Origin of the sequence: Massilibacteroides sp. (genome assembly GCF_028705895.1) — a bacterium.
Classification (GTDB): domain Bacteria; phylum Bacteroidota; class Bacteroidia; order Bacteroidales; family Tannerellaceae; genus Massilibacteroides.
Window position 1 is genome coordinate 19,538 of the sequence record NZ_JAQWCQ010000040.1, and the last position, 13,238, is coordinate 32,775.

The window sequence follows — 13,238 nt, forward strand, 5'->3', positions numbered from 1 at the left end:
ATTTCTTTTATCTAATTTATTTAACTATCTGAATAATAATGGGACACAAAGTTAAGAAAAAGGATGTAAACTATATCCTTTTATTTTGCCATTTCGCCTTTTTCAAATAAAGAGTACTCAATATGAAAAGTCCCGAAAAATAAACAAATTCAGTTGTAAAGCATATCTCAACAGGCATACGTAAATGTACGGCGATAAAGTACAGATAAACAAGGTAGAATGAGAGCGTGATCAACTCCAGAACTAATGCAGAGCGCGTATTACCTGTGCCTGAAACACCGCTAAACGTGATACTACCTATTGAACAGACTAACATCGCTGCTGAAATAACATACAATGCAGGTATAGAGTCCGCGATTAATGTTGAGTCATTGGTATAAATAGACACCAATGACCGGGGTATCAGACAAACAATAGCTGAAAGTGCCGCCATGAAGACAAACGATACACCGGCAATTTTTTTGATGATACGTATAACCTGATCAGTATGGCCGGCACCAATCGAATTGCTCACGAATGTATTTGTTGTTGTTGATAAGGCATTAATAGGAATAAATAAAACCATATAGATACTACGAACAATATTTGCAACGGCAAGTTCATGTTGTCCGATTCTTTCTACAGCTACGAAAAACATAAACCAAGTGGTCATGGATATAAAATATTGAACCATCGTAAAGATAGAAATACTGAGAACTCTTTTTAATAGTCCGAAATCGAATATAACGATTTTGTTTAATCCATATTTTTTGAGGTTTACATTATAATATGTATAAGTTACAAAAAATAGAATGGAGACAATCTCTGAAACGACTGAACCAATAGCGGCTCCTTTAATACCCATTTCCGGCATTCCCCATTTACCGAATATCAGAATGTAATCCAGTATCACGTTTGTTATAGCCATTATTATAGCATTAATCGTGAGGATTTTTGTACGTGTTATTCCAACATACAATGCCCTGAACATGACATTCATAAAGGAGAAGAAAAAGCCAAAAACGCGTATATCGAGAAAATCAACTGTCTTCTTTAATAAGGGCTCAGACGAGATCACCATACCCATTAAATTTTCGGTGAAAAGTCTGGATAAAATAAAAAGAACGGATGCAAGTCCAAGCAAAAAAAAGACACCTTGAGTCATTACCGGGCCGATCTGCTCGTAATTCTTTTCTCCATTTCTGCGCGCCATCACAATCTGCGACCCTGTGCTAAATCCAAAAGCTATGGTAAACGCACAGATGTAAAAAAGCCCTCCCATGGCGGAAGCTCCTAACTCAACTTCTCCTACATGTCCTAAGAAAGCAGTATTGGTAACGTTGATTATGTTTTGCGCAAGTAAACTTAAAAAAATAGGATAACTAACTGTTCCTATTTGCTTGTAGCTGTACATGAAATACTTTTTAGTGGCGCAAAGATACGATTTTTTTCTCTTGGTAAGTTTTAAATATACGTTACGGGTTTATACTACATCTATTTATAAAATAAGGGTGCGCCCAAAACTTTGTTTAGACACACCCTCTCTTTTTTGATTCGTTTATATCGATTATTTACCCTGTTCCAACAATAAGGTTTTTGTTGGTTGGTCACATACTTCAGTTGGGCCGAAGTATTGAATAGGGCCCGGATAAACATAATCTGTCTTTTTAGCCCATTCATCACGTTTTGCAACAAAAGCTTTGAACGGAGCTCCGTCTAATTTAACTAATGCCTTTTGAATAACAGGTTTCATTTCACCATGACGTCTTTCCATATTCATCATCATAGTAACAGGGATACCACCCGCAATCCACTTGTCAGCCGACGCTGTTGTGTTACGTACAGAAGACATATAACCGGTCTTTCCGGCAGCGATAAGGCAAGAAGCCGTATAGCCTAAAGAATAACAGTAATCTGCATCATAGTTTGAAGGAGCAGCACAACGACCTTCATATCCGAAGAAGTGAACCTGTGTAGCAAATTTGCCAACAAACTTTCCTTCTTTCTTCCATTGAGCCAGCTTGGTTCCAACCATTTCTGCCAATAACTTTTCAGTTTCAATTAATGAAACCTGTACATTTCCGTGCGGGTCACGATCTAATGTAAGCTGACGGGCAACGCCTTCAGGAAGACTTGCATAAAGAGCGGAATTTTCTTTTGTCAATTTGCTGACAATATAATTACGTTGTTCAGAACGTTTGATCAGTTTGAATTCCGCTTCATTCTTAGCTAAGAAATCATTAAGCTCTGCAATCAGTTTTTTCATTGCAGGGATAAATTCGATCAACCCTTCAGGGATAAGCACTGTTCCGAAGTTATTTCCATCAGCCGCACGTTGAGCTACAACAGTGGCTATTTGAGTTACTACATCATCTAAAGAAAGATTTTTAGCTTCAACCTCTTCTGAAATGATACATACGTTCGGGTGAGTCTGCAATGCGCATTCTAATGCAATATGAGAAGCAGAACGCCCCATTAATTTGATGAAGTGCCAATATTTACGAGCAGAGTTACAATCGCGTTGAATGTTTCCGATAACTTCAGAGTAAACTTTACAAGCAGTATCAAAACCAAACGATGTTTCGATCTGTTCGTTTTTCAGGTCGCCGTCAATCGTCTTCGGGCAGCCGATAACCTGAACACCGGCATTATTAGCTTTATAATACTCAGCTAAAACGCAGGCATTGGTGTTTGAATCGTCCCCACCGATGATAACAAGTGCTTTAATCTCTAATTGTTTTAAGATTTCAAGCCCTTTATCGAATTGAGCTGTTTCTTCCAGCTTGGTACGTCCTGATCCGATCATGTCGAAACCACCCGTATTACGATATTCATCAATAATATCAGCTGTAAGTTCCATATATTTATGATCAACCAAACCGCCCGGACCCAGAATAAATCCAAATAGACGAGAATCTTTATTGATTGCTTTTACTCCGTCAAAAAGACCGGCAATTACGTTGTGACCGCCTGGAGCCTGTCCTCCGGATAGGATTACACCCACATTGATTGCGGGGTAAGAAACCGCTTCTTTTGCCTTTTCAAACGTGATAATAGGCATTCCGTAGGTGTTAGGAAATAATTTTTTGATTTCATCCTGGTCTGCTACAGATTGCGTATAAGCTCCGTCAACTGCCGTTACCTGACCTTTTAAAGCAGCCGGTACTTTGGGTTGGTAAGCTGCTCTTGCGATTTGTAATGCACTTTTTGTCATTTCTTAATTCGATTATATTTTGGAAATTATTGAATACGAGTATTTTCTAAAAGCCCTGCAAATATCGTTTTTTTTCTCCAAATATAAAAGTCTCCCGGCCACTCCTGTAAATAGATGAAGTCTTGAATAAATAGAACCTCAGGTATTAAGAAAAAATAACAAATAGGGGAGGTGACCAAGTCTTATAAAATGCCGGCTTTTCAGGACACAAAAAAGCCCCATTGACGGAATAAATATATACTGATTTAATCCGTCAACCGACCGTTTTTTTTACTTGTTGAAAATCAAGGTAAAAATAAACGAAAAAATATAAAGGATATTTTTCCAAAAATAAAGGACATAATTGCAAAAATATCCTTTATATTTTTTTATTTATTCTAATGAATAGAATTCTTCTCAAAAGTATATTCAGAAACACACATAATAGCTCCTTTACATATTAATAAAAATACTTCCGTCAATGGGTAATATTGAGTATGTTCTTTTTCTAAAAATACGCTAATTGTGTTAATGTAAATTAAGATAAGTGGCTGGTATTAGAGATAAAACTTAACATTTGGTGACAAATGAGTATAAAACGAGCAGTAAAAAAAATATGTAAAGAACGATGCCCGACAATAATAAATGGAGATTTAAATCGGTTGTCTGTTAAGAATAAAAACCGTAAATTCGCACCAATTTTTAAGAGCAAGACAAATACGATAAAAATGAGTAAGAAATTTGCCGAATATTCGAAATTTGATTTATCGAACGTAAACAAAGAAGTGTTGAAGAAATGGCAGGAAGGTGATATCTTCCACAAAAGCCTTGAAATACGCGAAGGGCAGCCTTCATTTGTGTTTTATGAAGGACCTCCTTCTGCAAATGGGATGCCGGGTATTCATCATGTGATTGCCCGTTCGATTAAAGATATTTTCTGCCGCTACAAAACAATGAAAGGTTTTCAGGTAAAGCGAAAAGCGGGTTGGGATACGCACGGCCTTCCGGTAGAACTGGGTGTAGAAAAGGCTTTGGGTATTACGAAGGAAGATATTGGCAAAAAGATTAGTGTGGCTGAATATAATGCAGCATGTCGTAAGGATGTGATGAAATATACCCGTGAATGGGAGGATCTGACACAGAAAATGGGCTATTGGGTGGATATGGATGATCCTTATATTACTTATGACAATCGCTATATCGAAACGCTCTGGTATTTACTGAAAGAACTTTACAAACAGGATTTCTTATATAAAGGATATACGATACAGCCCTATTCTCCGGCTGCGGGAACAGGATTAAGTACGCACGAACTGAATCAGCCGGGATGTTATCGCGATGTGAAAGATACAACGTGTACGGCTCAGTTCCGAATCATTGATCCGAAACAGGAGATGACGGGATTTGGAGATGCCTATTTCTTAGCCTGGACAACAACTCCCTGGACATTGCCTTCAAATACGGCTTTATGCGTCGGTCCGAATATTACATACGTAGCTGTTCAATCATATAATCCTTATACAGGCTTACCGATGACGGCTGTTCTGGCTCGTAACCTGTTGGATGCTTATTTTAATCCGAAGGCGGCAGACTTGTCTCTTGACGATTATAAGCAGGGAGATAAGCTGATTCCGTTTAAAGTAGTTGGAGAGTGGCAGGGTTCTGAACTGGCCGGAATGAAATACGAACAGTTGATACCCTGGATTGATCCGGGTGAAGGAGCATTCCGTGTCATTACCGGCGATTTTGTTACTACGGAAGACGGTACGGGAATCGTACATATTGCACCTACATTTGGTGCGGACGATGATCGTGTTGCTAAAGCAAATGGAGTGCCTCCTTTGATGATGATTGATGTGGATGGGAATAAACGTCCGATGGTTGATCTAACCGGAAAGTATTATCTTCTGAAAGACCTGGATCCTGCTTTTTGTAAAGCTTCGGTTGATATACCTCTGTATGGTGATTTTTCAGGTCGTTTTGTGAAGAACGCATACGATCCTGCTTTAACGGATGCGGATGAAACCTTGGATATAAGCATCTGTATGATGCTTAAACAGCAGAATCTGGTGTACAAGATTGAAAAACATGTGCACAATTATCCGCATTGCTGGCGTACGGACAAGCCTGTGCTTTACTATCCGTTGGATAGTTGGTTTATCAGAACTACGGCATGTCGTGAGCGTATGATTGAATTGAATAATACAATCAACTGGAAACCGCAAAGTACCGGAACCGGCCGTTTTGGTAAATGGTTGGAAAACCTGCAGGACTGGAACTTGAGTCGTAGCCGCTATTGGGGCACACCGCTTCCGATCTGGCGAACGGAAGATGGGGTAGAAGAAAAATGTATCGGTTCTGTTGAAGAATTATATAATGAAATAGAAAAATCGGTTAAAGCCGGACTAATGGAGTCAAATCCATATAAGGGATTTAAACCGGGCACTTATACTCAGGAAAATTACGATAAGATTGATCTTCATCGTCCTTATGTAGATGATATTATACTTACTTCTGATACGGGCAAACCGATGAAACGTGAAACTGACCTGATTGATGTTTGGTTTGATTCAGGGGCTATGCCTTATGCTCAGATACACTATCCGTTTGAAAATAAAGAGTTGTTAGATAATGGAACCGTATTCCCGGCCGATTTTATTGCGGAGGGGGTAGATCAAACGCGTGGTTGGTTCTTTACGCTTCATGCGATTGCAACGATGATATTTGATAGCGTTTCTTATAAAACGGTTGTTTCAAACGGTTTGGTTCTTGACAAGAACGGAAACAAGATGTCTAAACGTTTAGGAAATGCGATTGATCCGTTTGCTACAATAGAACAACACGGTTCGGATCCTTTGCGTTGGTACATGATTACGAATGCTTCTCCGTGGGATAATATCAAATTTGATGTGGAAGGAATGGAAGAAGTTCGTCGTAAGTTCTTCGGTACCTTATATAATACATATTCGTTCTTCTCGCTGTATGCGAATGTGGACAATTTTACTTATGCGGAGGAAGACGTTGAATTTAGTAAACGTCCGGAGATCGATCGTTGGATCTTATCACTCTTGAACACATTGGTGAAAGATGTGGATGGTTTTTATGATACTTATGAGCCGACTCGTGCAGGACGTGCTATCTCTGACTTCGTGAATGATAATTTAAGTAACTGGTACGTTCGTTTGAACCGTCGCCGTTTCTGGGGAGGCGGAATGACATTGGATAAACTGTCTGCTTATCAGACGTTATATACTTGTTTGGAAACAGTAGCCAAATTAATGGCTCCGATTGCTCCGTTCTATGCTGATCAATTGTTCTCGGATCTGGTGGCTGTGACTAAACGTGAGGTGGTTGAGTCGGTTCACTTGTCCGACTTCCCTAAATACAATGAGGCGCTGATCAATAAACCATTAGAGGAACAGATGAAGATCGCTCAGGATATTTCATCCATGATTCTGGCTTTAAGACGTAAGGTAAACATCAAAGTTCGTCAGCCGTTACAAACAATCATGGTGCCTGTCGTGGATCAACATCAGCAAGAAAGTATTGAAGCTGTAAAGGCGCTGATTCTGGGTGAAGTGAATGTGAAAGACCTGAATTTCGTAGATAATACTGCCGGTATTTTAGTGAAGAAAGTTAAACCGGACTTCAAGAAGTTGGGACCGCGTTACGGTAAGATTATGAAGCAACTGGCTGCTGCTATTCAGGGCATGAGTCAGGAAGATATACAAGTCTTTGAAAAGACAGGTAGTTTTACGCTGGAGGTAGAAGGACAGAATGCAGTTCTTACACCCGAAGATGTTGAAATTATATCAGAGGATATACCCGGATGGCTGGTTGCGAATGAAGGTCGCCTAACAGTCGCTTTGGATGTTACCATAACCGATGATCTCAGAAAAGAAGGATTAGCCCGTGAATTGGTGAACCGTATCCAGAATCTTCGGAAGAGCAACGGTTACGATATAACGGATAAGATTGCAGTCCAGATTCTTTCCTTTGGTCAGATGGACGATGCCATTAAAGATTATCAGGAATATATTGCGAATCAGGTTTTAGCTGTTTCTGTAGAAATTGTTGACGTGATGAGTGATCCGGTCATATTGGACTTCGAAGATTTTCAATTATCTGTTAAGATTGAAAAGATTTGATTATGTTATAAAAAAGAAAACTCGCTTGTTAGATTCCATATAATATATGTATCTTTGGCGTTTAACAATCCGGAGTTAGAGATGATATTTAAGTATATTTATTGTAGAACTTAAAAAAAGAGATTGCTATGGCTGAGAAAACAAGATATTCGGATGCGGAACTTGAGGAGTTTCGTGCCATTATATTAGAAAAGCTTGAAAAAGCAAAGAACGACTATGACCTCTTGAGATCCGGAGTAACAAACTCAGACGGAAATGACGTTTCGGATACGTCTCCTACATTCAAGGTGCTGGAAGAAGGTGCGGCTACTTTATCAAAAGAAGAAGCTGGTCGTTTGGCTCAAAGACAGATGAAGTTTATTCAGAATCTTCAGGCTGCCTTAATTCGTATTGAGAATAAAACATACGGTGTTTGTCGTGAAACTGGAAAACTCATACCAAAGGAACGCCTGCGTGCGGTTCCGCATGCTACATTAAGTATAGAAGCGAAACAAGGAGGCGTCAAATAAATGAAATATTCGAAGGGCTGGGGAGCAGTGTTGATCGTAATGCTGCTCCTTCTTCTTGATCAAGTACTGAAAATCTGGATAAAAACTCACATGCAGTTGCACGAGAGTTATGAAGTAACTTCCTGGTTTTATATTTACTTCACTGAAAATCCCGGAATGGCTTTTGGTATTGAAGTAATTGGGAAATTATTTTTATCCATCTTTCGGATTATTGCAGTTAGCTTTATTGGGTATTATCTGTATCAAATCGTAAAGAAGAATTACAGTTTTGGTTTTATTGCTTGTATCGCTCTGATTTTTGCCGGAGCTATTGGTAATATAATAGACTCTGTATTTTACGGTGTTCTTTTCGATCATAGTTATAATCAGGTGGCAACGTTTTTGCCCGAAGGAGGTGGATATGCCGGATGGTTACACGGTAAAGTGGTTGATATGTTTTATTTTCCAATAATACAGACTGTATTGCCGGATTGGGTACCTTTCTGGGGGGGGAGTGAATTCGTGTTTTTCCGCCCGATATTTAATTTAGCAGATTCTGCTATCTGTGTTGGTGTCTTTTTCTTGTTGATATTTCACAGACATACACTTTCTGCAAGCCTGTCTAAAGAAGGAAAGAAGACGGATGCCGATAAAGAATAAATATAGTATTGCTTTTTTAGTCCTGATTTTTCTGACTACCTGTAGCAAAGTTCCGGATCATATTCTTTCAGAAAAGAAGATGCAAGAGGTCATTATTGATATGCACCTTGCTGAGGCTTTAATTGGGGCGGATTATAAGGCCTATAATAATGATTCAGCAAAAATGGTATTGTTCAATTCTGTATTTGCTAAACACCAGATAACGCAGGCCGATTATGATAGTTCGTTGGTTTGGTATGCAAAAAATCTGGATATATATTTACAGATTTATGATCGTGCAAAAATAGTGGTTGAACAACAAATAAAAGATTTGGGTGATGTACAGGCTAAAGCTTCTCCATCTTCAAATCAGGATTCAGTAAATATCTGGCCACGCAGAACATCTTTGCAATTAACCCCCAAGGCATTATTTAACGGCGTTGTATTTGACCTTTCTCCTGATGAAAATTATTCTTCGGGTAGTTCGTTCGTTTTAGGAATGAAGGTTTGGGGATTACGAAAAGGGAACAAATTTTATCCTGAAGTAAGAATCAGCGCTCATCAGGGGGATACAATTATTACGACTAATCAGGTAATTACGACAGACGGATATAAAGAATTTACAGTAAAGAGTTTGTCAACAAAACAGGTGAAGCGTGTTTACGGTTTCATTCGTTTAGATAATGCAGACAGTTCTTATTATAAGATATATTTGGATAGCATTACTCTTATGAAGTACAACTATGGGAGTGGACCTGTTGTGCTTAAAAAGGATACATTGTCTAATAATCAATAATACACTGAACATAAATGCGTCGTATCGCAGCCCATTATATTTACTGGAAAGAACTTTTGCCTATCCATTATATAGAGTTGGATGAAAACAGACAATTGATTGGTGTTTTTCCCCTAAAAGAAGAAATTGCGGGTACGGAGTTCTGGGACGGAATTGTTTGTCCGGTTCCTGTTGATTACAAAGAGGAAAAGTTTACTTCTTTAGATGCTTTGATAGAATCCGGAATAGTTGAGAATGTCGAAATCGGTAGCCACGTATTTCTATATCGGTTTTCACAATAACTTATACTTGTCTTCTTCTGAATTCACTACAGATAATAGCTGTTGCAATAGCTACGTTCAATGATTCAGAGGTAGTCTGGTCAGCGGGATAGTTGGGAATATAAAGTCTTTCGTTTACAAAAGGACTGATTTCCGGTCTTATACCGTTGCCTTCGCTTCCCATAATAATAATTCCTGAGCAGTATAATTCTTTTGAGTATAGATTTTCTCCGTCTAAATATGTTCCATAAATAGAAATCTCAGATTGGGTATTTAGATACTCCGGAAGATTCGTGTAATGTACTTTGACGCGGGATAACGCTCCCATAGTGGCCTGTACAGTTTTGGGGTTAAAAACATCGGCACTGTCCGAACTGCAAATGAGATGTTCTATACCAAACCAATCAGCTAAACGAATGATGGTTCCTAAATTTCCGGGATCTTGTACGCCATCAAGCATCAGAACTAAATTCTCTTTCGGATTTACGGCATTGATTTGATATGTTGGTTGACGAAAAACAGCAATAACATCTTGAGGAGATTTCAATAAACTGGCTTTTTCTATATCCCCATCCTCAGCAACAAGTAATTCATTTGCCGGAATGTCTCCTTGCGTAGCCATCCAGGAAGGTCGCGCGATCAATAATTCACAATCAAAAAAGGGCAACATATCGGCTACTAATTTATTACCCTCTGCAACAAATGTTTTATATTCGTTTCTGAATTTTTTCAGTTCTAAAGAACGTATATATTTTGTTTTCGCCTTACTTAGCATGCTTGTTTAGTCTTTTTACAAAACAAAAATACAGGAAATTGTTTTAAATCCAGTACATTTGCCGTATAATAGGTCAAAAGATGAGAACGGCTTCCATACGTATAATACAAATCATATTCTTCTTCCTTGTCTTAGCTTCTTGTAGCACTACCAAATTTGTCAATGATGGAGAGTATCTGTTGGATAAAGTGAAGTTTGAATCAGATGAAAAGACAAATAAAAATCTTGACTATTATTCTTACCTGAGACAACAACCCAATTTCAAGGCTTTCGGATTAATGAAATGGCAGTTGTATGTTTATAACTGGTCCGGTAGAAATGAAAAAAAATGGATTAACAAACAACTACGACGGATAGGTGAGGCTCCCGTAATATTAGACACGATGCTCGTAGAACAGTCTGTTGATGAGTTGACAAGATATCTAACAAATAAGGGCTATCTGCATGCAGAAATAACAAGTAGTATAGATACTTCCAGATATAAAAAAGCGGTTGTTACGTACCAGATCAAAGCGCATGAACCTCATTTGATAACAGATTATACAATGAATCTCGGAGATGAGCAGATTGATAGTATTGCGCGTCTCACTCCGCCCAAACGACATTGGTTAACTTCTCCTTTCCAGTCTTCTATTGATCAATATACTTCTTTAGTGCAAAAGGGAAGTCTTTTTGACCGGGACCAGTTAGAAAAAGAGAGACAGCGGATTACGTCATTACTAAGAAGGAGAGGTTATTATGCCTTTAATCGAGACTATCTTGTATATCAGGCCGATACAACAGCAAATAAGAATTGCGTAGATTTAGATCTGCTTTTACGCCCTCACAGAAAGATTGACCCTGTAGGAAATGTGGAGGAAGACGATCATAAACAGTATTATATAAAAGATGTCTATGTCGTCTCTGATTTTAATGTATTGCAACAACGAAGTGATGATGCTTTTGCTCAATATACGGATACGATGAAGTATAAGGGGCTAAACTTTTTATATGGTAAAAATGGACAGTCTGTTCGTCGTTCCGCATTATATAACAGTACCCATATTATTCCGGGAACATTGTATAATGAAAAGGATGTGGAAAATACTTATTCTGCCTATGCTGCTCTCAGAGCATTACGGAATGTAAATATTCGTTTTGAGGAGATAGAAGAAAATGATACCTTGAAGCTCAATAGTTATATCCTGACATCTCCTGCTAAGATACAGGGCTTTGGTGCAGATCTGGAAGGGACAAACTCAAATGGAGATTTAGGTTTTGCTACAAGTCTAAGCTATCAACATCGAAACCTTTTTAAAGGAGCTGAGGTTTTTTCCTTTAAAATACGTGGAGCTTATGAGTCTCTTGCCGGACAAAAAGGCAATAGCGGATTAGATAATTATTTGGAAATAGGAGGAGAGGCTTCCTTACTGTTCCCTCGTTTTGTTTTTCCCTTTATCAGTAGTGATCTGAAAAGGAAGTTACGCGCTACAACACAACTAAATATGAGTTATAACAGGCAGAGACGACCGGAATACCGACGGGATATTTTTTCCGGAGGGTGGAGTTATATCTGGCAGGACAGAACAAATACGCAAGCCCGGCATACATTTAAGCTTATTGATGTAGATTATGTTTCTTTGCCTACTATTGATTCAACCTTTTTAGCCAATTTACCGCCAACAACAGCCCGTTATTATTATTCCGATCAGTTTATTATGGGGATAGGATATAGTTATTCATTCAATAATTATTCACCGCAAAACCGTCAACGGAATACACACTCTTTGCGTTTCTCTCTGGAATTAGCAGGTAATACCCTTTACGGACTTTCTAATCTCTTGGGAGAATCTAAAAACGAAGATGGAGAATATGAATTGTTTGGAATCAATTACCAACAATTTTTTAAAACGGATCTGGATATCAGTAAAGGCTTTGTGTTAGATAATCGAAATAAAATCGCTTTCCATTTTGGTGCGGGATTAGGTGTACCCTATTCCAATAGTAAGATACTCCCTTTTGAACGTCGTTATTTTGCCGGTGGAGCCAATAGTTTGAGAGGATGGTCTGTACGTACGTTAGGTCCAGGCAGTATGGCTCTTGATTCAGCTACGTTTGTTAGCCAGGTAGGAGATATACGTCTGGAAGCTAATCTGGAATACCGTACAAAACTATTCTGGAAATTTGAGATGGCGGCTTATGTAGATGCCGGAAATATCTGGACGATTCGTCCTTATACCGATCAAAAAAACGGAAATTTTGATTTCTCACGCTTTTATAAAGAAATAGCCTTTTCGTATGGTTTAGGTCTTCGTTTAGACTTTGATTTTTTCCTGATACGTTTGGATAGTGGGCTAAAAGCTTATGACCCACAACAAAAAGGATCAAAGAAATGGGCAATCTGGAACCCGAACCTGAAAGATAATTTTGCTTTGCACTTTGCAGTAGGTTATCCTTTTTGAAAAAAAGCGATCAAGGTTTGTTGATTTAAATAAAATATTTACCTTTGCACCACAATTCAAGGACGGTCGGGTAGCTCAGCTGGATAGAGCAACAGCCTTCTAAGCTGTGGGTCCTGGGTTCGAATCCCAGCCTGATCACTGAAAAGATCAAGGTGTAACTGAATATCAATTAGTTACACCTTTTATTTTGCCGACTCGCACAACATTTGCAAAACATCTACAAACAGAGATGTTTTTTTATCACTCTTCAATTTCTCTTATGTAGATTTCTCAAAATGCTTTTTACTAAAATATCCTCATCCGTTGTATCATTGATTGCGGACATTAACATTTTGTGCTCCAGATCCGGATCGCCGGTCTTTCTTTTCCGGGTTTTCTTCTTTGGTTTCATATTTTCGTTTGATTTCAATTGTATTCATGGCTGTTGTAAATGTTATTTTTGATTCTTAACGTATTTCTTGATCTTAACATATAAAGAAACATTAATGACCGTAATCATTATATGGAGTATTGAAAGTC

At 38.4% G+C, this 13,238-nt stretch carries 9 protein-coding genes and 1 tRNA gene; 7 read left to right on the top strand and 3 right to left on the bottom strand.

The genetic code is table 11. The annotated features are described in order from the left end of the window. Positions 1–70: 70 nt before the first annotated feature. Positions 71–1,393 (bottom strand): MATE family efflux transporter, encoded by a 1,323-nt coding sequence (locus tag PHT93_RS10620; RefSeq protein WP_300242664.1) that lies wholly within the window; start codon positions 1,391–1,393, stop codon positions 71–73. Between the two features lie 153 nt (positions 1,394–1,546). Next, on the bottom strand, positions 1,547–3,193 hold the full coding sequence (locus PHT93_RS10625; RefSeq protein ID WP_300242666.1) for a diphosphate--fructose-6-phosphate 1-phosphotransferase: 1,647 nt from the start codon (positions 3,191–3,193) through the stop codon (positions 1,547–1,549). A 707-nt stretch (positions 3,194–3,900) separates the two neighbouring features. Between PHT93_RS10625 and ileS the strand changes: the two genes are divergently transcribed. From ileS to PHT93_RS10650, 5 genes are all read left to right on the top strand, one after another. Further along, positions 3,901–7,320, top strand: coding sequence for an isoleucine--tRNA ligase (ileS, locus tag PHT93_RS10630; protein WP_300242668.1), 3,420 nt, complete (start codon positions 3,901–3,903; stop codon positions 7,318–7,320). 128 nt (positions 7,321–7,448) lie between these two features. Then, positions 7,449–7,829, top strand: a complete 381-nt coding sequence (locus PHT93_RS10635; RefSeq protein ID WP_300242670.1) for a TraR/DksA C4-type zinc finger protein — start codon at positions 7,449–7,451, stop codon at positions 7,827–7,829. Further along, on the top strand, positions 7,830–8,468 hold the full coding sequence (locus tag PHT93_RS10640; protein ID WP_300242672.1) for a lipoprotein signal peptidase: 639 nt from the start codon (positions 7,830–7,832) through the stop codon (positions 8,466–8,468). Beyond that, a complete protein-coding gene (locus tag PHT93_RS10645) occupies positions 8,452–9,243 on the top strand; it encodes a DUF4296 domain-containing protein (protein ID WP_300242674.1) in 792 nt (263 codons plus the stop codon). The genes PHT93_RS10640 and PHT93_RS10645 overlap by 17 nt, the downstream gene beginning before the upstream one ends. 14 nt (positions 9,244–9,257) lie before the next feature. Next, complete coding sequence (locus PHT93_RS10650) at positions 9,258–9,524, top strand: hypothetical protein (RefSeq protein ID WP_300242677.1); 267 nt, start codon at positions 9,258–9,260, stop codon at positions 9,522–9,524. A gap of 1 nt (position 9,525) precedes the next feature. Here PHT93_RS10650 and PHT93_RS10655 read toward each other — a convergent pair whose 3' ends face one another. Then, positions 9,526–10,278: an RNA methyltransferase gene (locus tag PHT93_RS10655; RefSeq protein ID WP_300242680.1), complete on the bottom strand. Its 753-nt coding sequence runs from the start codon at positions 10,276–10,278 to the stop codon at positions 9,526–9,528. A gap of 80 nt (positions 10,279–10,358) precedes the next feature. Here PHT93_RS10655 and PHT93_RS10660 point away from each other — a divergent pair, with 80 nt between their 5' ends. Together PHT93_RS10660 and PHT93_RS10665 are read left to right on the top strand one after the other, a co-directional pair. Continuing rightward, positions 10,359–12,719, top strand: coding sequence for a BamA/TamA family outer membrane protein (locus PHT93_RS10660; protein ID WP_300242682.1), 2,361 nt, complete (start codon positions 10,359–10,361; stop codon positions 12,717–12,719). A 64-nt stretch (positions 12,720–12,783) separates the two neighbouring features. After that, positions 12,784–12,857 (top strand) — tRNA-Arg (locus tag PHT93_RS10665). The last annotated feature ends 381 nt before the right edge of the window (positions 12,858–13,238 follow it).